Annotated in this window: 18 protein-coding genes and 1 pseudogene; 11 read left to right on the top strand and 8 right to left on the bottom strand. The window is 61.3% G+C overall.

The window, feature by feature from the left end; translation table 11 throughout:
- Position 1: 1 nt before the first annotated feature.
- Both DK391_RS33655 and DK391_RS33650 read left to right on the top strand, forming a co-directional pair.
- Complete coding sequence (locus DK391_RS33655; protein WP_109482326.1) at positions 2–817, top strand: ROK family protein; 816 nt, start codon at positions 2–4, stop codon at positions 815–817.
- 93 nt (positions 818–910) lie between these two features.
- Positions 911–1,468: a YbhB/YbcL family Raf kinase inhibitor-like protein gene (locus DK391_RS33650; protein ID WP_109482325.1), complete on the top strand. Its 558-nt coding sequence runs from the start codon at positions 911–913 to the stop codon at positions 1,466–1,468.
- Here the strand turns inward: DK391_RS33650 and DK391_RS33645 are convergent.
- Positions 1,465–2,460, bottom strand: a complete 996-nt coding sequence (locus DK391_RS33645) for an aldo/keto reductase (protein ID WP_109482324.1) — start codon at positions 2,458–2,460, stop codon at positions 1,465–1,467. The two genes, DK391_RS33650 and DK391_RS33645, sit on opposite strands and share 4 nt — an antisense overlap.
- 231 nt (positions 2,461–2,691) lie before the next feature.
- Between DK391_RS33645 and DK391_RS33640 the strand changes: the two genes are divergently transcribed.
- The 3 genes from DK391_RS33640 to DK391_RS33630 all read left to right on the top strand — a co-directional run bounded on the left by DK391_RS33640 (position 2,692) and on the right by DK391_RS33630 (position 6,299).
- Positions 2,692–3,285 carry a lipocalin family protein gene (locus DK391_RS33640; protein ID WP_109482323.1) on the top strand — a complete coding sequence of 198 codons (594 nt, stop codon included), beginning with the start codon at positions 2,692–2,694 and terminating at the stop codon, positions 3,283–3,285.
- 297 nt (positions 3,286–3,582) lie between these two features.
- Complete coding sequence (locus DK391_RS33635; RefSeq protein ID WP_109482322.1) at positions 3,583–5,184, top strand: hybrid sensor histidine kinase/response regulator; 1,602 nt, start codon at positions 3,583–3,585, stop codon at positions 5,182–5,184.
- A gap of 155 nt (positions 5,185–5,339) precedes the next feature.
- Positions 5,340–6,299, top strand: a complete 960-nt coding sequence (locus DK391_RS33630; protein ID WP_109482321.1) for a sensor domain-containing diguanylate cyclase — start codon at positions 5,340–5,342, stop codon at positions 6,297–6,299.
- A gap of 54 nt (positions 6,300–6,353) precedes the next feature.
- On the opposite strand, the gene DK391_RS33625 is transcribed toward DK391_RS33630, so the two are convergent.
- A complete protein-coding gene (locus DK391_RS33625) occupies positions 6,354–7,337 on the bottom strand; it encodes a MerR family transcriptional regulator (RefSeq protein WP_109482320.1) in 984 nt (327 codons plus the stop codon).
- 268 nt (positions 7,338–7,605) lie between these two features.
- Positions 7,606–8,628 carry a LacI family DNA-binding transcriptional regulator gene (locus DK391_RS33620; RefSeq protein WP_109482319.1) on the bottom strand — a complete coding sequence of 341 codons (1,023 nt, stop codon included), beginning with the start codon at positions 8,626–8,628 and terminating at the stop codon, positions 7,606–7,608.
- 226 nt (positions 8,629–8,854) lie between these two features.
- Between DK391_RS33620 and ugpC the strand changes: the two genes are divergently transcribed.
- From ugpC to DK391_RS33595, 5 genes are all read left to right on the top strand, one after another.
- On the top strand, positions 8,855–10,006 hold the full coding sequence (gene ugpC / locus DK391_RS33615; RefSeq protein WP_109482318.1) for a sn-glycerol-3-phosphate ABC transporter ATP-binding protein UgpC: 1,152 nt from the start codon (positions 8,855–8,857) through the stop codon (positions 10,004–10,006).
- 17 nt (positions 10,007–10,023) lie between these two features.
- Positions 10,024–12,006: a beta-galactosidase gene (locus tag DK391_RS33610; protein WP_109482317.1), complete on the top strand. Its 1,983-nt coding sequence runs from the start codon at positions 10,024–10,026 to the stop codon at positions 12,004–12,006.
- 71 nt (positions 12,007–12,077) lie between these two features.
- Positions 12,078–13,343: an extracellular solute-binding protein gene (locus DK391_RS33605; RefSeq protein WP_109482316.1), complete on the top strand. Its 1,266-nt coding sequence runs from the start codon at positions 12,078–12,080 to the stop codon at positions 13,341–13,343.
- Positions 13,344–13,417: 74 nt separating this feature from the next.
- Positions 13,418–14,371 (top strand): sugar ABC transporter permease, encoded by a 954-nt coding sequence (locus DK391_RS33600; protein WP_109482315.1) that lies wholly within the window; start codon positions 13,418–13,420, stop codon positions 14,369–14,371.
- A gap of 13 nt (positions 14,372–14,384) precedes the next feature.
- Positions 14,385–15,236: a carbohydrate ABC transporter permease gene (locus DK391_RS33595; RefSeq protein WP_109482314.1), complete on the top strand. Its 852-nt coding sequence runs from the start codon at positions 14,385–14,387 to the stop codon at positions 15,234–15,236.
- 71 nt (positions 15,237–15,307) lie between these two features.
- Here DK391_RS33595 and DK391_RS33590 read toward each other — a convergent pair whose 3' ends face one another.
- Together DK391_RS33590 and DK391_RS33585 are read right to left on the bottom strand one after the other, a co-directional pair.
- A complete protein-coding gene (locus DK391_RS33590; RefSeq protein ID WP_109482338.1) occupies positions 15,308–15,619 on the bottom strand; it encodes a hypothetical protein in 312 nt (103 codons plus the stop codon).
- Positions 15,620–15,804: 185 nt separating this feature from the next.
- Entirely contained in the window at positions 15,805–16,395 is a 591-nt protein-coding gene (locus tag DK391_RS33585) for a TetR/AcrR family transcriptional regulator (protein ID WP_109482313.1), read from the bottom strand.
- Between the two features lie 151 nt (positions 16,396–16,546).
- Here DK391_RS33585 and DK391_RS33580 point away from each other — a divergent pair, with 151 nt between their 5' ends.
- Positions 16,547–17,320: an SDR family oxidoreductase gene (locus DK391_RS33580; protein WP_109482312.1), complete on the top strand. Its 774-nt coding sequence runs from the start codon at positions 16,547–16,549 to the stop codon at positions 17,318–17,320.
- A gap of 91 nt (positions 17,321–17,411) precedes the next feature.
- Here the strand turns inward: DK391_RS33580 and DK391_RS33575 are convergent, their stop codons facing one another.
- The 3 genes and pseudogenes from DK391_RS33575 to DK391_RS33565 all read right to left on the bottom strand — a co-directional run bounded on the left by DK391_RS33575 (position 17,412) and on the right by DK391_RS33565 (position 20,777).
- On the bottom strand, positions 17,412–18,116 hold the full coding sequence (locus tag DK391_RS33575; RefSeq protein WP_109482311.1) for a PepSY-associated TM helix domain-containing protein: 705 nt from the start codon (positions 18,114–18,116) through the stop codon (positions 17,412–17,414).
- 326 nt (positions 18,117–18,442) lie between these two features.
- Positions 18,443–19,534, bottom strand: coding sequence for an aldose epimerase family protein (locus DK391_RS33570; RefSeq protein ID WP_109482310.1), 1,092 nt, complete (start codon positions 19,532–19,534; stop codon positions 18,443–18,445).
- A gap of 31 nt (positions 19,535–19,565) precedes the next feature.
- Positions 19,566–20,777, bottom strand: a pseudogene (locus DK391_RS33565) (DNA-binding transcriptional regulator).
- Positions 20,778–21,395 lie beyond the last annotated feature (618 nt).

The raw sequence follows: 21,395 nt of genomic DNA, 5'->3' as shown, positions 1-21,395 counted from the left end.
CTTGGCTAAGGCACCCACCAGAAAGGCGCAACCGCGCAAGACCGCCAGCGCCGGCGAACGCATACTCGCGATCGATGTCGGCGGCACGGGACTCAAGGCCGCCGTGATCGATGCGGCCGGCGAGATGAAAAGCGAGCGCGTGCGCGTCGCGACGCCACATCCATGCACGCCCGAGCAGATGGTCGACACGCTCGCGACACTCGTGCAGCCGCTCGTCGACGCACAGCATCCGACGCTGATGTCGATCGGCTTTCCAGGCGTCGTGCGCGACAACTGCGTGTTGACGGCGCCCAATATCGGCGATGCAAGCTGGCGCGGTTTTCCGCTCGCGGCGAACCTTGCGAAGCGGATCGGCGGCTTGCCCGTGCGCATGATCAACGATGCCGAGATGCAGGGCTTTGCTGCCATCGAAGGGCATGGCATCGAGTTCGTGCTGACGCTCGGCACGGGCGCAGGCACGGCGCTCTTTCGCGACGGCGAGCTGATGCCGCATCTCGAACTTGCGCATCATCCCGTCAGCAAGGGCCGCACGTATGACGAGTACATCGGCAATGCAGCGCGCGAGAAGGCAGGCAGCAAACGCTGGAACAAGCGCGTCGAGAAGGTGATCGAGATCCTGGCGTCGCTCGTCAATTACGACAAGCTGTGGATAGGCGGCGGTAATTCGGCGCGTCTCACGTTCGAGTTGCCGAAGAATGCGGCGGTCGTGGACAACGCAGCGGGCATCGAAGGCGGCGCGAAGCTCTGGCATCCGAAGTCGCTGCGCGAGTCGCGGCAATTGCCGGAGGCGAACCAGAAATCGGGCGTATTCGGCTAAGGAGGGAAAAAGGGGAATAAAGGGGCGCGGCCATCCGTTTGGTTGCGTGCGGTCATGATCGTGTGACCGCGCATCTTTCGACGGAGCCGACCTATGACAATATCCCTTAACGCACGGCTCGCAGCGGTGTCGCTTTGCATCGCGCTATCGTCAGTGGCAACGCAAGCCGTTGCCGCCGACGCATTCGAGGTCACGTCGCCCGGCACGCCCGACGGCGGCACGATCGATTCGAGCCATGCCGCCAGCGTCAACAATTGCGGCGGTGGCAACCAGTCGCCTGCCGTGCAGTGGCGCAATGTCCCTTCAGGCACGCGCAGCTTCGCCGTGACGCTGTTCGATCCCGACGGCGCGAAGGGCATCGGCGTGATTCACTGGGTGCTATATGGCATACCCGCGTCGATGAACGCGATGGCGCATGGTGCGTCGGCGCCGCCGGGCAGTGTGAGCGGCATCAATCGAACCGGACAGCCAGGCTACTACGGACCTTGCCCGCCCATTGGCGACGTGCCGCATCACTATGTGCTGCAGGTCTACGCGCTCGATCTCGCGCAAGACGCGCTGCCGCCCAATCTGAATCACGACGCGTTTCTCGCGGCCGCCACCGGTCATGTGCTGGCCGCGAGCAGTACCGTGCTGCGCTACGGGCGTTAGCGCGGTGCGTCGCCCCAGCGGTATTCCACGGTGGCATCGTCGAGTTGCTGCTTGATTTCCGGGTCGAGCGTGAAGTCCACGGCCGCGAGCGAGTCGTTCAACTGATCGACGCGGCTCGCGCCGATGATCGCCGACGTGATGGTGGGATTCGCCAGCACCCAGGCAATTGCCGTCTTCGTCATCGGCTCGCCCGTTTTCGCGTTGATTTCGCGCAGCGCCTCGATGGTCTTGAATTCGCGCTCGTGCCAGTAGCGTTCCGCATACATGGCGCCCGCCTTGCCGACCGTCTCCGTGAAGCGTCCGTCAGCAGGCTTTGCATCATGCCGGTGCTTGCCCGTCAGCAGCCCGCCCGCGAGCGGGTTGTACGGAATCACGGCGAGACCCTCTTCGTCGGCGAGGGGCAGCAGTTCGCGGTCGATCTGCCGGACCAGCAGGTTGTAGCGCGGCTGCACCGACACGAAGCGCGCGGTGCGCAGCACATCGGCGCGTCCCAGCATGCGCGCGAGCCGATACGCCAGATAGTTCGATACGCCGATATAGCGCGCCTTGCCCGAGCGCACGATGATGTCGAGTGCTTCCAGCGTTTCGTCGAGCGGCGTGTCGCGGTCATCCGAATGCAGCTGGTACAGGTCGACGTAATCGGTGTTCAGGCGGCGCAGGGAGTCGTCGATAGCGTCGAGCAGATGCTTGCGCGAAGCGCCCTGATTCCACGCATGCGGCCCGACCTTGCCGACCGCCTTGGTCGCGAGAATGAAGCGGTCGCGCTTGCCCTTCAGCCAGCGGCCGATGATGTCTTCCGTGCGTCCCGCCAGATCTTCGCCGCCGCCTAGCGGATAGACATCGGCCGTATCGATGAAATTCACGCCGGCGTCCGTCGCCTTGTCGAGAATGCCGCGCGATACCTCTTCTTCGGTTTGCAAACCGAACGTCATCGTACCGAGACACAAACGCGAGACAGTGAGACCGGTATGGCCGAATTTCCGGTATTGCATGATCGACTCCGCGAGAAGGAAACTATGAGGGGGTGAGTACTGCCGGACTGCAATGCAGAACAAGGAGCATAACGGCTATTGCCGATCCGCGTGACGGCACCGTGCGCCAGCATTCATTGCGCTGACAACGCAGTGCGCCGGAGCAGAAAACTTTTCGGAAGCTCAAGGTCTAAACGGCTTTATCGCCGGATAGAGGTTCTCCCTCTTCTCAATCCGCGAGGTGTATTCCCGATGAATGTCGAAACAGGCGTTAGTGAAGAAAGCGGGCAGAACCGTTCACACACACTTGCCATTGTGGGCGCGACCGTTGTCGCGATCGGTTTGCTGGCCGCCTGCGCGATTGTCATCAGACGGAAGAAGGGCAATGCCCGCGTGCCCGAACCGTCGAAGCTGGTGGATCTGGAGCGCTATGCGGGGCGCTGGTACGAATTCGCGCGCTACGACAACGCTTTTGAGCGCGGCCGCGATTTCGTCACGGCGGACTATGCTGCACGCGAGGACGGTCTCATCAACGTGATCAACACGGGCCGTGAAGGCGGCGCGGACGGCGTGCGCCGCATCGCGCGCGGCAAGGCCCGCGTCGTGCCACGCTCGGACAATGCCAAGCTGAAGGTCTCGTTCTTCGGGCCTTTCTATGTCGGCGACTACTGGGTGCTCGATCATGGCGACGACTACGGCTGGTCGATCGTCGGCGAGCCGAGCGGCACGTACCTCTGGATACTCACACGCGAAGCGAAGCCGCCCGTTGAATTGCAGCACGCGCTGCTCGAACGCGTCCGCGCCCTGGGCTATGACCTGTCGATGTTGCGCCGGACGCAGCACTGAGCGCACATTGAAAAATTTTCTACACGTCTTTCTTTTTGCCAAAGCATGCAGTGCTTATTCTGCAATTTCAATGGTGCGCAAGCGCGATGCTCGGTAACTCTTGCATTGTTCTCCAGTACTTTTGGGCAATTAATTCCGCATTTGCGCACCGGCACGGATTTCGCATTAGACGACGCACTGTCATTCCGCATCGCGCTGCGCAGAACGATGCGGGTTCACAAACTGGAGTGTGACCTGCCCACGTAACGAGTCGAGTGAAATAACCGTGGCCTGTCGCACCACTTTGCGTCAATTGCCATGGATACGAACCGTACACAAACGACCATCCGAAGCGGCGTGCATCAGATCTCTGATCATCGCGACGACATCTTCTTCGCCGCCGTTTCGACGACCCGCATGCCGATGATCGTCACCGATCCGCATCTTCCCGACAACCCCGTCATCTTTGCGAATCATGCTTTTTTGCGCATGACGGGCTACGAGCTGACGGAGATCATCGGCAGTAACTGCCGCTTTCTCCAGGGGCCGGAAACCGATCGCGCCACCATCGATGAAGTGAAAGCGGCAGTGGCCGACCGCCGCGAACTCGCGACGGAAATACTCAACTATCGCAAGGACGGCTCGACCTTCTGGAACGCGCTGTTCATTTCGCCGGTCTTCAACGAGCAGGGCGAGCTGGTGTATTACTTCGGATCGCAGCTCGACGTGAGCCGTCGCCGCGACGCGGAAGACGCGTTGCATCAGGCGCAGAAAATGGAAGCGCTCGGCCAGCTGACGGGCGGCATTGCGCACGACTTCAACAACCTGCTGCAGGTGATGGCAGGCTATGTCGACGTGCTGCAAATGGGCATCGAAGGCAATGCGCAAACCGCGGTGATGGCGCAAAGCCTCGACCGCATACGCGGCGCCGTCACGAAGGCTACGACACTGACCCAGCAATTGCTCGCGTTCGCACGCAAGCAGAAGCTGGTGGGGCGCACGGTGAATCTGAACACGCTCGCCGACAGCATGGTCGAGCTTGCAAGGCGCACGCTCGGCGAGAACATTTCGCTTAGAACCGAATACGAGGAAGGGCTCGGCAATTGCCGGGTCGATTCGACGCAACTCGAAGTCGCGTTGCTGAACGTGCTGCTCAATGCACGCGATGCGCTTGCGCATACACGCGACGGCGTGGTGACGGTGCGTACGGAATCGGTCGAACTGGATCATCAGGAGATGGTGGGATTCGCCGATCTGCGTCCAGGCCGTTATGCGACCATCGCCATCTCGGACAACGGCTGCGGTATTGCACCCGAGATTCTCGACAGGGTGATGGACCCGTTCTTCACGACGAAGGACGAAGGCAAGGGCACGGGTCTGGGCCTGTCGATGGTGTATGGCTTTGCCAAGCAGTCGGGCGGCGCGGTGAACCTGTATTCGGAACCGGGTGTCGGCACGACATTGAGGCTCTATTTCCCGGCGGTCGAAGGCAGCACGCAACGGCGGCCGTCTGCGCCCAAGGCCATCGAGAAAGCGGGTAACGAGACCATCCTCATCGTCGATGACCGTGTCGAAGTGGCGGAAGTCGCGCAGGCGATGCTCGAACAGATCGGCTATCGCACGCGCGTCGTGCTGAACACGAAAGAGGCGATGGACATCCTGCAGGAAGGCAGCAGCATCGATCTGCTGTTCACCGATCTCATCATGCCCGGCAACATGAACGGCGTGATGCTCGCGCGCGAGGCCCGGCGGCTGCATCCGAAGATCAAGGTGCTGCTGACAACCGGCTACGCCGATGCATCGCTCGAACGCACGGACGCGAACGGCAGCGAGTTCGACATCATTCACAAACCTTATCGGCGGGCGGAACTGGCGCGTAAGGTGCGCATCGTGCTGAATGGGCCGACAGGTGTCGGTTAGCTTTCAGCAAGACGCAAAGATCGCAACGAAGCGCTGCTGATTCTTTCCAACTGCCGCAAGCTGCGGATAAAATTTGTACCCGGTTCCGTTCAACCTTCGGCGGATCGCGTGGCGCTAAAGTAGCACCACGCGTTCGCGTTTTATCCGGATTTCGAATGCTGCCACCTTCAATGCCAGACAACGAAAGCGAACGCATGGAGACATTGCGCTCGCTGAATATCCTCGACACACCGCCCGAAGAGCGGTTCGACCGTCTCACGCGCCTCGCGCGCCGCCTGTTCGGCGTGCCGATTGCCGCTGTCACGCTAGTCGACAGCCAGCGCCAGTGGTTCAAGTCGCACCCGGGCGTCGAAGCCTCGGAGACCTCGCGCGACGTGTCATTCTGCGGTCACGCGATTCTCGGCAGCGAACTGTTTCTCGTGAACGATGCGTCGCTCGACGTGCGCTTCGCGGACAATCCGCTCGTGACGGGCGACCCGAATATCCGCTTCTATGCGGGTTATCCCCTCACCGTCGATAACGGCTGCCGGCTTGGCACGCTATGCCTGATCGACGTGAAGCCTCGCGCGCTGGATGACGAGGAACGTGTGCTGTTGCGCGACCTCGCACGTATGGCCGAGCAGGAAATCGCCGCCGTGCAGCTCGCGACGACCGACGAACTGACGGGCCTGTCCAATCGCCGCGGCTTCGAAGCGCTCGCGCAACATGCGATCAAGCTCTGCAAGCGCGCAAGCAAGCCTGCGTCATTGCTGTTCTTCGACCTGAACGGCTTCAAGCAGATCAACGACGTATATGGCCACGCAGAAGGCGACCGCGCGTTGATTGCGTTCGCAACGGTGTTGCGCACGGCGTTGCGCGACAGCGATGTGATCGGCCGCATGGGCGGCGACGAGTTCGTGGTGCTGCTGACCGATTCGGATGCAGATGGCACGCTGCAGACGATCGCACGGCTCAGGGATCAACTGGAGCTGCACAACCAGGTGGCGAAGACGCCGTACCAGCTGCATTGCAGTGTGGGCACGGCGACGTACACGCCCGACAGCACGCTGACCATAAATGATCTGGTCGCGCAGGCCGATGGCGCGATGTACGCGAACAAGCGCTCGCAGCGTTAAATGCAGGGCGGCTGCGCAAACGTTTAGCGCGCAGCCGGTTTCATTGCATGAGTGTCAGCGGTTTTCGAGCGCCCAGCGCTCTTCGCGTTCGAGCCGCAGCAACGCGTGCTCGAACATCGCGCGCGCACGCCCGGAAATGTTGGCGAGATACACGTGCAGCAACGCGTCGGCAGGTGTGCGCGAGGCGCAACTGACGCTGTACTGCTCGAATGCGCTTAGCTGCATGACGATGTTCGCCAGATGCTTCGGGCACTCGCAGGCGATGGTCGTCGATGCATGCGCCAGCGCCATCAGGGCTTCATCGGTGTAGTGCCGTTGCGGTGCGGGCTCGCGCATGTCGGGATGTGCCGCGCCTTGCCCCGTCTTGCGCTGGATGTCGCTGATCATCTGCGTGATCGACGCCTGATCGAGCGGCTCGCGAACGGTGCGCACGCCGACACGCTCCAGCAGACCGATCGTATTGGCGGCCGCGAACGAATACACGACGACGATATTTTCCGCGTGCGTCGATGCGCTCAATGCGAGCACGCGCTCCACGTCGTCTGCATGCAGCGACGGCAGATGAATGATGAGCACGTCGGCGGGCTGGTTCATGCGTTCGGCGAACGCAGCCGTCATGTTCTCGAAGATCTTGGGTTCGCTGGCAAGTTCGGCCTGCATCGCGTGCAGATGCTGGCGGATCGTCTGCGCGAGCGCCGTGCCGACAATGCGCAAACGCAGACCCGGACGTCCTTCCGCGAGCGGCGTAACGGGCGTCTTGTCGACATGCATGAACGCGAGGCGTTCCAGTTCGCCCGTCTGCAACGTGGCGATCGAGCCGATGGAGTAGCCGCGATCGACAAGCCCTTTGATCATCGCGACGCGTCGCACGTCGGCTTCGCTATAGAGCCGATGACCGGACTGCGTGGTAGGCGGTGCGACGACGCCATAACGGCGTTCCCAGATTCGCAGCGTGCCGACGGGCAGATTCGCCATGCGGGCGACAGCGCCAATGCGATAGCGCGGCACGACTTCTGGATCATCTACTGTCTTGTTCATGAATCGAAAACCCTTGGGGAAGTCGATTTGAGTCTAACAAGCGCGACGATGATTTGAAGCGGATTTTTTTACTCATTGCCGGCGCAAAGCCGCGTCAAGAAACGCTTTGATGCTGAAAAAGGCTTTGATGCACAAGTGCTTGCGGGTTCTTGTCCGCATTCTGTCCTGCACGCACGCAATAAAAGTCAAACACGCGTTTGTTCAGGTTTTGACCAGGATTGCGGTTGTACGCTGTGCGACGAAAGGTGTGCCCGCATCCATCTGATGATTAGCGCTTGCGCGTCGAGCCACGCACCACGAGTTGCGGTTCGGAGGTCACGCAGACGCGCGGTGTTTTCTGATGTGATGCGCGTCCGGGCCGTTCGATCAGTTCGCGCAGTAGCGACACGGCAAGCTCGGCGGCTTCGACGGTCGGCACGGCGACGGTCGTGAGCGGCGGCCGCGATTGCTGCGCGAGTTGAATGTCGGTGATGCCGACTACGGAGAGATCGTTCGGCACGTCGCGTCCGAGATCGGCGGCCGCGTGCATCGTGCCGAGGGCGGGGAGGTCGTTGGTGGCGAAGACTGCTGTGATCTTCGGGTCGCGTTCGAGCAGTTCGCGCGCGGCTTCGTAGCCGCCTTGTATCGTGTCGGACGCATGGCGCACGTTTTTCGCGGGCACCTTGATGCCTGCTTCGCGCATCGCGTCGACGAATCCCTCGTAACGCGAAGCATGAATGCCCGATAGCTTGCTGCCGACAATCGCGCCGATGCGGGTATGTCCCAGGTCGATCAGATGCTGCGCTGCAAGGCGTCCCGCCAGACGGAAATTCACCGCGACGCACGGCAAGCCAGGTGGATCGTCGGGACGTTCCCACATGCACAGCACCACGGGCGCGCCGCGTGCTTCGGCTTTGCGCAGATCGTCGAAGTCGAGATTGGCGTTCATCACCAGCACGCCTTCGGAAAGCGAGCCTGCCAGCTGGTCGAGATACGTGCGGCCCGCATGCGGATCTTCATTCGTATTGCAGATGATGACGAAGTGGCCACTGGTGCGCGCCGCGCGTTCGGCGGCGAGCGCGAACTCGGGATAGAACGGGTTCGCGATGCTCGACACCATCAGCGCGATGGTCGGCGCGCGGCCTTCAGCGAGCGCGCGCGCGGCGAGATGCGGACGATAGTTGAGCGCCTCGACAGCTTCGAGCACGCGTTGACGCGTCTGCTCGCCGACGCGCCCGCGGTTGCGCAGCACGTTCGAAACGGTGGCCGACGTCACGCCGGCGCGTCGCGCGACTTCGCTCAAAGTGGACATGTATTGCTACGCTTATTCAATATGTGGGACCGACGTTCATCATTTGCATTGGCTACGAGGGCGAGGCACCATGCGCAAAACGACAGAACGATTATCGGAGACAAGCCTTACTGGCCAACAAAAGGCCTTCAGAAAGACCAGCGATCGCACAGCGGTCGTTTTTTCGGTCATTCAGATTAAGCGCTTAATCTCCGCTTCGGGCTGATTAAATCACGGAGTCGAAGCGATGGCGAGCATTTCGTTGAAGGGCGTGCAGAAAGCGTATGGAGACAACGCGCCCGTGATCCGCAACGTCGATCTGGAGATCGGCGAAAACGAGTTTTGTGTATTCCTCGGCCCGTCGGGCTGCGGCAAGTCCACGCTGCTGCGCATGATCGCGGGGCTGGAGGATGTCACGGACGGCGACCTGTCGATTGGCGATCGCATCGTCAATGACGTGCCCGCTGCCGAGCGCGGCGTGGCGATGGTGTTCCAGAGTTACGCGCTGTTCCCGCACATGAGCGTGTACGAGAACATGGCCTTTGGCCTCAAGCTCGCGAAAAAACCCAAGGCAGAGATCGACAGCCGGGTGAAGGAAGCCGCGCGCATCCTGCAACTCGAAGCGCTGCTCGATAGAAAGCCGCGTGCGCTTTCTGGTGGACAGCGTCAGCGTGTTGCGATTGGACGCGCCATCGTGCGCGAGCCGGGCGTGTTTCTGTTCGATGAGCCCTTGTCCAATCTCGATGCGACCTTGCGCGGCCAGACGCGTATCGAGATCGCGCGTCTGCACAAGCAGTTTGCAACCGCGAGCGTGGTCTACGTGACCCACGATCAGACGGAAGCGATGACGCTCGCCGACAAGATCGTGCTGCTGCATTCGGGCAAGGACACAGAACGCTACGGCAGCATCGCGCAGGTCGGCGCGCCGCTCGAGTTGTATCACCGGCCCAATAGCCGTTTCGTGGCGGGCTTCATTGGCTCGCCGCGCATGAACTTCCTGCCGGGCAGAGTGACGGCTATCGACGCACAAGGCGTCGACGTGACGCTCGATCACACCAATGAAGTGATGCGCGTCGAAGTGGACGGCAGCACGCTGCAGGGCGGTCAGCCGGTGAGCTTCGGCGTGCGGCCCGAACATCTCGAACTCATCACCGACGATACATCACGGCGTGATGCAACGCTCACACGCACCATTTCGCTGATCGAGCATCTCGGCGAGCACAGCTATGTGCATCTCGAACAACCCGGCGGTAGCGTGCTGATCGCCAAGGTGCCGGGCAATGCGCGCGTCGAGCAGGGCGTGCGCGTGGTCTTCGCTGCACCGGCTCGCGCCTGCCATCTTTTCACTGAAGACGGATTCGCCGTGAAGGCGCTCAATTCCGCCGAACACTACGCATAACATTAAGGGACACGCGCATGCGCCTTGGAGTCTGTTACTACCCGGAGCACTGGCCGGAATCGATGTGGAAAGACGACGCGCGCCGTATGAAGGCGCTCGGCATCGAACAGGTGCGAATCGCCGAATTTGCATGGAGCCGCATGGAGCCGACGCCGGGCGAATACGACTGGGGCTGGCTCGACCGGGCAGTCGATGTACTCGGCGATGCGGGCTTGCAAGTCGTGATGTGCACGCCGACGGCAACGCCGCCGAAGTGGCTGATCGACCGTCATCCCGACATTCTGCCCGTGGGTGCCGATGGACGTCCGCGTGCATTCGGCTCGCGCCGTCACTACGATTTTTCGTCGCCGTCGTATTTCGAAGCGTCGCGCAAGATCTGCACGGCGGTTGCCGAACGATATGGCAAGCATCCCGCTGTTGCTTACTGGCAGACGGATAACGAATTTGGTTGCCACAACACGGTGGTCAGCTATTCGCCCGCAGCCGTCGAACGTTTCCGTGCGTGGCTGAAGGATCGTTATCAGACCATCGACGCATTGAACCGCGCGTGGGGCACCGTGTTTTGGAGCATGGAGTACCGCAGCTTCGATGAAATCGATGCGCCCATTGCGACCGTGACAGAAGCGCATCCGTCGCACCGGCTCGACTATCGCCGTTTTGCATCCGATGAAGTCGCGCGTTACAACCGCATGCAGGTCGAGATCATTCGTGCGCATTCGCCGGGGCGTCCCGTTGCGCACAACTTCATGCAACTGTTCACCGAGTTCGATCATTACAAGGTCGCGCGCGATCTCGATGTCGCGACGTGGGACAGCTATCCGCTCGGCGCACTCGAAGAACAGTGGTATGCGCCGGAGATCAAGGCGAAGTTTCTGCGCACAGGGCATCCCGACTTTGCGTCGTTCAATCATGACGTGTATCGCGGCATGTCGAAGCTGCCGTTCTGGGTGATGGAGCAGCAGCCCGGTCCCGTGAACTGGGCGCACTGGAATCCGGCGCCGCTGCCTGGCATGGTGCGTCTGTGGAGCTGGGAAGCGTTCGCGCATGGCGCGGGCTGCGTGTCGTATTTCCGCTGGCGTCAGGCGCCGTTCGCACAGGAACAGATGCATGCGGGGCTGAACACGCCCGACAATCGCCTCGATATCGGTGGCAGCGAAGCAGAGCAGGTCGCGCAGGAAATCGCGCTTGTATCAGCGGCAGATGCCGATGCGAACGCGAACGTGCGCGGCAAGATCGCGCTGATCTACGACTACGAAGCGAAGTGGCTGTTCGAGATTCATCCGCAGGGCGCGGACTTTCACTATCCGCGTTTCGCGTTCGAGTACTACTCGGCATTGCGTTCGCTCGGTTTCGACGTCGATGTGATTCCCGCCGATGCACCGCTCGATGGCTACGCGATGATCGTCGTGCCGCCGCTGCCCGTCGTGCCCGGCGATTTCGCGGTGCGGCTCGCGGCATCGGGTGCGCAGATCGTGCTCGGTCCGCGCACGGGTTCGAAGACGACAGATCTGCAGATTCCCGCCAACCTGCCGCCGGGCGCGCTCGCGTCGTTGTTGCCGATCCGTGTGTGGCGTGTCGAATCGATGCGCCCGAACGTGACGGAGGCCGTGCAGGTCAACGGTGCGAGCGACGGTGTGCGTGAAGGCCATGCACGTCACTGGCGCGATCTCATCGACGCCGCCGACGAGCGCAGCTTCGGTGTGCGCGCACGCTTCGCCGATGGTCATCCTGCCTACGTGCAGCATGGCTCCGTGCATTACTTCGCCAGCCTGTTCGACGACCGTCTGACGGAAGCACTGTTCGCACGCATCGCAACGGAAGCGGGCCTCACGCCGACGCCGCTTGGCGACAGCCTGCGCATCAGCCGGCGCGGCAAGCTCACGTACGTCTTCAACTATGCGAACACGCGGCATGTGATCGAAGGCGTCGACGCGTCGCGCTTCGTGATCGGCTCGCACGAAGTGGAACCGCAAGGCGTTGCGGCGTATCGGACGGAATGATTTCGTTAATCCAGTTTGATAACCAGTAGTGATCCCAGCAGCCAAAAACCAGGACACAAGGAGACAGCAACATGGCAGCAAGAAAATTCAATGCACGCACGGCCATCGCAGCGGCAGCACTCGCGGTCGCCGCGCTCGCCTCGCCGTTCGCAGCCACGACGGCCGATGCCGGCACGATGACCATCAACATCGCGTTCAAGGGCGCAAGCCAGCGCGCGGTGTGGCAATCGGTGATCGACGACTTCAAGAAAGCGCATCCTGACATCGACGTGAAGGTGTCGTTCGTCGATGAGGAAGCGTACAAGGTGCAGTTGCCGGGCTGGCTGTCGACGGTCGCGCCCGATGTCGTCAACTGGCACAACGGCGAGCGCATGGCGTACTACGCGCGTCGCGGCCTGTTCGAAGACCTGAGCGGCGACTGGAAGAAGAACGGCTGGGACAACATGTATGCATCGACGAAGGAATCGTCGACGTACAACGGCAAGCAATATGCGGCGCCGACCGTGTATTACTCGTGGGGCCTGTTCTATCGCAAGGATCTGTTCCAGAAGGCGGGCATCACGTCGGAACCGAAGACGTGGGACCAGTTGATGGACGCGTGCAAGAAGCTGAAGGCTGCGGGCATCACGCCGTTTGCCGTGGGCGGACGTGACGCATGGACGCTGGCGGGCTGGTTCGATTATCTCGACCTGCGCATCAACGGTAACGCATTCCACCAGAAGCTGATGGCAGGCGAAGTGCCGTACACCGATCCGCGCGTGAAGAAGGTCTACACGACGTGGAAGCAGTTGCTCGACGACAAGGACTTCATCGACAACTCGCTGTCGTACGATCTGGACGCAGCGCAGCCGTTCCTGTTCCAGGGCAAGGCCGCGATGATGCTGATGGGCACCTTCATCACGGGCGGCTTCCCGCCGAACGTGAAGCCGAACATGAGCTACTTCCAGTTCCCGATCATCGATTCGAACGTGCCGACGGCGGAAGATGGTCCCGTCGAATCGCTGCATATTCCGGCGAAGGCCAAGAACAAGGCTGACGCGCACACGTTCCTCGCGTTCGTCGAAACGCCGGAGCAGGGCGCGAAGCTGGCGACGGGCCTGGGTTCGCTGTCGGCGAATAGCAAGTCGCCGGAACCGGAAGATCCCATTTCGAAGATCGGTTTCCAGATCCTGTCGAACACTAAGGGCGGCATTGCGCAGTTCTACGATCGCGACATGACGAAGGAAATGGCTGACGAAGGGATGAAGGGCATGCAGCAGTTCATCGCCGATCCGACCAAGATCGATGAAATCCTTGCGCAGCTCGAGCAGACGCGTAAGCGCATCTACAAGAAGTAAGGACGTAGGCAGTGGCGCCGGAGCCCTTGTTTTCAAGGTCCGGCGCAGCACCATCAGGCTATTGGAGAATCGTCGTGTCGCATTCCGTCACACGTCAGGACATCAACGGCACGCCGCCGTCGCAGCCACAGGCGTCGCCGACACCGCGCGCCACCGGCAAAAAGCGTGGACCGTCGCCCACCGCGCGTCGGCAACGCAAGGCCGCGCTGCTGTTTCTCGCGCCCGCGTGCTTCATGGTCGCGGTCTATGTTGTCTACCCGATCCTGTCGTCGATCTGGCTCAGCTTCTATAACTGGGACGGCATGACCGACAAGGTCTTTGTCGGCCTCGCCAATTACATCGAGCTGTTTCAGGCGCCCACGTTCTATACGGCGCTCAAGAACAATCTGATCTGGCTCGTGCTGTTCCTGCTCGCACCGCCGATGGGTCTTGCCGTCGCGCTCTATCTGAACCAGGCGGTGGCGGGCATACGCGTGGTGAAGTCGTTGTTCTTCGCACCGTTCGTGCTGTCGGGCGTGGTGGTCGGGCTGATTTTCTCGTGGTTCTATGATCCGACCTTTGGCCTCTTCGCCGTGATACTCGGCCACGGCGTGCCCGTACTCGGCGACGCGCATTACGCAACCTTCGGCATCATCTTCGCCGCGCTGTGGCCGCAGACTGCGTACTGCATGATTCTTTATCTGACGGGTCTAACATCGCTCAACAGCGAGCAACTCGAAGCGGCGCGCATGGAAGGTGCAAAGGGCTGGGCGATGCTGTGGCATGTGGTGCTGCCGCAGTTGCGCCCCGTGACGTTCATGGCGATCGTCGTCACGGTGATCGGCGCGTTGCGCAGCTTCGATCTGATTTCGGTGATGACGGGCGGTGGCCCGTTCGAAAGCTCTACGGTGCTCGCGTATTACATGTACGACCAGGCGATCAAGTACTACCGCATCGGCTATTCGGCATCGATTGCCGTGGTGCTGTTCGCGATCATGCTCGTGTACATCGTCTATCACCTGCGCCGCATGCTGCGCAACGAACAGTAAGGAGCAGACGATCATGTATCCGATGCCTGTCGCCAAATGGAAGCCGATCAACCGGCGCCTGTACAAGCTGACCTTGCCCGTCGCGCTGCTGATCTGGCTGCTGCCGATGATCGCCGTGCTGGTGACGTCGGTGCGCTCGACGGAAGAACTGGCCGAAGGGAATTACTGGGGTTGGCCGAAGCACATCGCGTTTATCGACAACTATCGCGAAGCGCTGACCACGTCGCCGATGCTGCATTACTTCTGGAACAGCGTGCTGATTACGGTGCCTTCCGTGATCGGTTCGATTGCGCTGGCGGCGATGGCGGGCTATGCGCTCGCGATCTACAAGTTTCGCGGCAATACCACGCTATTCGCGACCTTCGTTGCTGGCAACTTCGTGCCGGTGCAGATTCTGATGATTCCCGTACGGGATCTGTCGTTGAGTCTTGGTCTGTTCAATACGCTTGGCGCGCTGATTCTTTTCCACGTGTCGTTTCAGACAGGTTTTTGTGCGCTATTTCTGCGGAACTTCATCAAGCAGTTGCCTTTTGAGCTTGTGGAAGCCGCACGGATTGAAGGGGCGGGGGAATGGACGGTGTTCTTTCGCATCGTATTGCCGTTGATTCGCCCGGCACTGGCCGCACTCGCTATTCTTGTCTTTACGTTTGTATGGAACGACTATTTCTGGGCGCTGTGTCTGACGCAAGGCGATGAAGCTGCGCCCATTACAGTTGGCGTCGCAGCGCTCAAAGGACAGTGGACGACGGCATGGAATCTAGTGTCGGCTGGGTCGATTCTCGCTGCGCTGCCTTCTGTTGCGATGTTCTTTGCCATGCAGAAGCATTTTGTCGCCGGATTGACGTTCGGTGCGACAAAAGGGTGATGTGAGTTTTCGCTGTTGTCTCCTCGTAGAAGGTTGCCCGCGTGAGCGGGCTTTTTTTTGTCAACGATCTCTTATTGCCCCGGCTGCACAGCCGTATGCACACCCGCCAACGGCGACCCATATCCACCCGACTGCGCGTTATTCGGCGCACCCGTCACAAGCTGCGCACGCGGATCAGTAGGATTGAGGTTCATCTCCCCTGCTTGCTGATTGCCATGCGTCGGATATTCGCTGCCGCGCTGCGCATTCGGCATCAAACGCGTGCTATTGACGGGCGCATTCACATCGTCATAAGTCGAAAGCCCTTGCGCATGTGACACAACGGCGCTGCCGGCCAGCACGAGACCCGCGGTGAACTGGAGAAAATAAACGATCTTTCGCACGATGAACTCCTTGCTCGAAAAATGGCGCATCTGCCATCAACAGACGAACCAGAACGCGATCCCTTTTATTCCCTTTAACTATTGGACATCGCATTCACGAGTTCAAGGCGTGACGTGCACGCGCGCCGGTAACCGTCGCGCTTTTGTAGCAGTTCTCCGGGCGAAGACGAGGCGCGTGGCGCTGCTCAGGCCTTCTCGCCAGCAATATCGCCGACCGCACGCCGCGTCGCACGGAGAATCTCATTGGCGAGTTCCGGCTGTGCCTTCAGCACCGCGCGCGATGCCGCTATCGCACCGATCATCGCCGACGAAATCGCGACCGCTTTCTCCCGCACGTCGCCCTTCACCTTGTGCGCGCGCAGGTGCTTTTCGAACACAGCCGTCATCTGTTCGAAGCCTTCGCTGTAGCGCGCGCTGATCGTCTCGTCCTGTCGCCCGATTTCACTCGCTGACGCAGCCATCGCGCATCCGTTGGCGATGTCGTCGCGTTTTTCCTCCGACAAATAGCTGTCGAACAACTCGCTCAACCCCGGCGTGCGGCCGTCGAACGTGCGCGTCAAGCGCGCGTGGCTGACCTGCAGACCATGCGTCAGCGCCTCGGCTGCGAGCGCTTCTTTCGACGGAAAGTGCGCGTAGAGCGCGCCATGCGTGAGCCCGGCTGCCTTGCCGATCTCCGCTACGCCGACACCATCGATACCGCGCTCACGGAACAGGCGCGCCGCCGTTTCGACGAGGGCAGCACGGTTTTGTGCTGCCTTTTCCTTGCTGACTTTCATCGTTGATCCACCTTCCGCAACAAACCGATGTGAAAAATCGCTTGACTCGCATTGATTGCGGTCGCTATCATTAATTTAAGATTGCAGTTGCAATTATAAAGCAGCTGCCGGCGGATGTCCGCCTCAACCCTCAACTTTTGGAGAATGGATCATGTCCTTCGCAAACAAGACAGCGCTCGTCACGGGCGGCAACGGCGGCATCGGTTTCGCGGCGGCTCGCCTGCTGATCGCACAAGGCGCGCGCGTGGCCATTACGGGTCGCGACCAGAAGAAACTGGATGCAGCCGCTGCCGAACTCGTCCCGAACGCATTGCCGATCCGCGCGGATCTCGACGATCCCGCAGCGATCGACAGTGTGATGAAAGTGATCGGCGAGAAGTTCGGCAAGCTCGACATTGTGTTCGCGAATGCGGGCGTGAGCGGCGCGACGCCTGTCGGCAGCACGACGGCCGAGAAGTTTGAAGCGATCATGCGCACCAACGTGACGGCCGTGTTCCTGACCGTTCAAGCGGCTGTGCCGCTGATGGGCGAGGGCGGTTCGATCGTGCTGAATGGCTCGGTGATGCGTCAGCTAGGCGCGCCCGGCACGTCGGCGTATTCGGCTTCGAAGGCGGCGATTTCGGGCATGGCGCGCGTCATGGCGTCGGAACTCGTCACGCGCGGCATCCGCGTGAACACGGTGATTCCTGGCGGCACGCGCACGAACATCTGGACGCGCGGCGAGCGCGAGGGTGCGTCGCTGGACGCAACGGAAACGGCACTCTCGGCGATGATCCCGATGGGCCGCTTCGCACTGGCCGAAGAAGTGGCGCAGGCAGCTGTGTTCCTCGCGTCGGATGCGGCGTCGGGCATGACGGCGGCCGAGATCGTCGTCGATGGTGGCAACACGGGTGCGCCGATGGGTGCGCCGGCTTTCCGCCGCTAAGTCTCTGGGCGCCTCAGGCGCTGCAATGAAAAAGGGCGATGCGCAGCCTTGCGGCTGGCATCGCCCTTGGCGCTGATGGAAACGCGTCGTATCAGGCCATGCCCGCGACAATCGCCGCGACGATCGACCCGAGCACGAGCACCGCGCCAATCGTGCGACGCTTGTTCAACTGCGTCCACAGCAGCACGCCCGTGAGCGACAGCAGGATCACGCCGCCCGCGAACGTATCGATCAGCAGCACCCAGCCGACGCTGAGGCCCACGCCCTTATGCAGATTCGTCAGCGTCGCGAGGAAGGTATTGGCGCTGCGCTTGACGGTCACATAGTCGTTGCCGACCCAGTATTCGGCCTGAGTGTTTTCTTTCGGCGACGCGAAACTCACCTGCCAGTGTTCCGGCTGGACCGCCTTGCGATCGCCCCACGCAACAGGATGTGAAGGCTCTTTCTGCATGCGGCCGGGCTTGCCTTCCACTTTCAGTTCCTGCTTGCGCCACTTCGCCATATCGCGCGGCGTCTCGGGCGCAGGGTCGGGCAGCTTCACCTGCAACGACTCGACTTGCGGTTCGCCCGTCGAAACGCGCAGGGGGCCGCCGCGATGATTCAGCAGAAAGCCGCTGGTGCCCATCAGCAGACCGAGCGCCGCGCCCCACAGGCCGATCCAGCTATGGACCTTGCGCAGCCAGCGAATGAATGTGATGCGGCGCGAGGCGGCAGGCGGTGCGCCGTTGCCGGCGTTTTTGCTCGGGCCATTGCCGCGCGTGGCGGGATCGATGGCAACGGTGTCGGGTGTGTTCACAGGTCGCTCCAGGGGCAAGACAGCGTGGGTTGCAACTGACCTCATCCGCGATCGAATGGCTGGCGCACGCGTCGTCGGAGATTGCTTACGACGCGTGTGAAGACTTCGAAACGGAATGACCATCGGCCGGGGGATGCGATGGCGTCGGCTGGCTGGCCGCCTTGCCCTCGAATGGGGCGCGGCAGTGGGCTGGCTGTGCGATCAGATAAAGCCGCCTATGATTTCACGGCGTAATGAATGCCGCAATCGCTGGCCGCGATTTACAACATCGGCAATGTTTCGACAGATTACGTAAGGATTATGCAAGTCTTCGCCCTTGCTTACGCTCAACGCACGTCGAGGCGATAGACGGTGGTGTGGCGATAGCGCTCGCCAGGACGCAAGATCACCTGTTCGGCGTCCGGCATGTTCACCTGGTTGGGAAACGCACCTGTTTCAAGGCACAACGCCGCGTGCTTGCCATAGGTCTTGCCGTTGCGGCCTTTGACGCCCGCAAGAAAGTTGCCCGTGTAGAACTGCATGCCGTGCGCATCCGTCGATACCGTTAACTCGCGTCCGCTGGCAGGATCGTAGAGCGTGGCTGCCGTGCGCGTCGATGTTCCCGCCTCGTGCAGCACGTAGCAATGATCGAAGCCCCCCGCACGCGCAAGCTGCGCGTCGGGCCAGTCGAGGCGCGCACCGAGTGGCGCGCCGGCGCGGAAATCGAACACGCTGCCCGCCACCTCTTTTCTTTCGATGGGAATCATCGCGTCATCGACGGCGAAAAATGCGTCGGCATCGATCGAGATAACGTGGCCGCGAATATCGGGTGCATCTGCGAGCGCGTCGCCGGACAGGTTGAAATACGCGTGATTGGTGAGGCTGATGGGCGTGGGCGCATCGACGGTGGCGTCGTAATCGATGGTGAGCGCGCCGTCGTCATCGAGTGCGTAGCGCACGCTTGCCGTCATCGCGCCGGGAAAGCCCGCGTCGCCTTCGGGCGATTCGTGCGTGAACACCAGCGCGCCGTCCACTTCGCGTGCCTGCCACAGCGCCTTATGAAACCCGCTGGCGCCGCCGTGCAGCAGATTGTCTCCATCGTTGCGGTCGAGCTGATACACGACGCCATCGAGCGTGAAGCGCGCGTGTGCGATGCGATTCGCCCAGCGACCGACAGTCGAGCCGAAGTACCAGCGGCTTGCCAGATAGTCGGCGGGCGTGTCGTGGCCGAGCAGCACATCGGCCACACGACCCGCGCGGTCAGGCGCATGCCACGAGACGAGCGTCGCGCCGAGATCGCTGATCGACGCGCGCATGCCGTGTGCGTTGCGCAGCGTGAACAGACGAATGTCGCCGAGACCGGGCAACGTGCCCCAACGTTCGACCTGGACGCTGGATGAGAGAGAGGAGTCGGTGCTGTGCATGTCGGCGAAATTCATAACGGTCGAGAATCGTTGCAGATTAAGGCATTTACTCGGATGGCGCACGATGCGGGGAGTCTGCGGCCTGCGCGGCCTGCAAGCGCTCCTGGTATTCGCGCGGCGTGCAATCGAGTTCGCGCCGGAACACGGCATACATGTACTGCACCGACGTAAAGCCGCATCGGATCGCCACTTCTGCGCTGGACATGTCCTGTTGCGCGAGCAGTTGCTTCGCAACGTCGAGTTTGTGCTTGAGGATTTCCTGATGCACGGTGCAGCCTAGCTCGCGGCGGAAATAATCTTCGAGTGACGAACGCGACACGCCAACGTAATCGGCGACCTGTTCGGTCTTGATGCCCTGGCAGGCGTACTGCCGGATGTAGTGACGCGCGCGCATCACCTAGGGGCTGGCGAGCGGTTCATGCTTCGTCGATTCGCACACGTTGATGCCGACGGGCGGCACGAGAATGCGGCGCCCGGCGAAGCGCGCGCCGCCGAGCATCTGATGCAGCAGGTGCGCCGCCGTGCGGCCCATTTCATCGGTGCCCTGAATCACGGACGAAAGCGGAATACGTGTGAGCGAGCGCGTGAGGGGATCGTTGTCGATGCCGATGATGGCGACTTGCTCAGGCACGGCGATGCCGCTGATCAGGCATGCCTGCAAGACCTGACGCGCGCGCGCGTCGGTTACCGCGATGATGCCGACGGGTTTCGGCAGGCTCTGCAGCCATTCTGTGAGCTGCACGCTGGCCTGGTGCCAGACGGGCGCGCTGGTGGGCAGCCCGCGATGCACGTCGCCTTCGATACCATCTGCCTTGAGCAATGCATTGAAGGCGAGTTCGCGTTCCTGCGCCCAGCGGTTCGTGGGCGATTCAGGCAGGCTGTAGAGCGCGAAGCGTTGCAGGCCTGCACCGATGAGATGCTTGTAGGCGAGCGACACGAGTTGCATGTTGTCGGTCGCGATGTAGGGGAGGTTGGGCGGGTATTTGGCTGCATCTTCGTATGAACTGCCTACGGCTACTACCGGAAGATGCGAATTGGCGAGCGCTTCGCAAACGGCGGGGTCGTCGAAGTCGGCGATGAAGCCGTCGCCCTCGAAGCGTTCGATGCCGTTCAGGCGGGCGCGGAAGTCTTCTTCGAGGAATAGGTCCCACGCTACGCGGGTGGATAACAGGTAGTTGCCGATGCCTGTGATGATTTCCCGGTCGTAGACTTTGTTGGCGTTGAAGAGTAGCGCTATGCGGTGCGTGTGATGGGCCATCGGCGTTCCATGTTATGCGGTTTTGCTTTTGCCTTTTGCTTCGCGGTTTGGTGGCATCCGCTTTTTGTTAGTGGTTCTTCATGCGTCGCCCCTGTGCGGGGCAGCACCTACTTTTCTTTGCCGCGGCAAAGAAAAGTAGGCAAAAGAAAGCCGCTGAACACCACCCACTACGGTCCTTGCCTGCGGGTCCCCCACCGTTCTTATCCTTCACACGGCATCACTCTTCTTGATGCCCGCTGCCAGCACTCTTTGCGGGCGCATCACCCTCTTCAATCACCCGCGTCTCAGCGGGCCTTACCAGTTCGGCCCAGGCCGCCCAGGTGGCAAACGGTGTGTCGGCTATCGCGGCGTATGCGCTTCACTCCGGACTGAAAAGCAAAGGCGGTGTCGTAGGATCGCTCGCGTGGGAAGGACTACGACCTACACACCGTTTGCCACCTGGGCTGCATATGCGATTCGCTGCCGTTGGCTGCGCTACGGGTAACTGGAGTGGGGTAGGCGACTATTCGAAGCAATGGCAACGGGTGGGGACTGAGAGGTCGCCGTGTGAAGGATAGGAACCGTTGGGGGCCCGCAGGCAATGACCGGAGTGGGCGGTGTTAGCCCGCTTTCTTTTGC

It is taken from the genome of Paraburkholderia sp. C35, from assembly GCF_003121405.1.
Taxonomy (GTDB): domain Bacteria; phylum Pseudomonadota; class Gammaproteobacteria; order Burkholderiales; family Burkholderiaceae; genus Paraburkholderia.
This window is presented reverse-complemented; position numbering and strand designations above follow the sequence as displayed.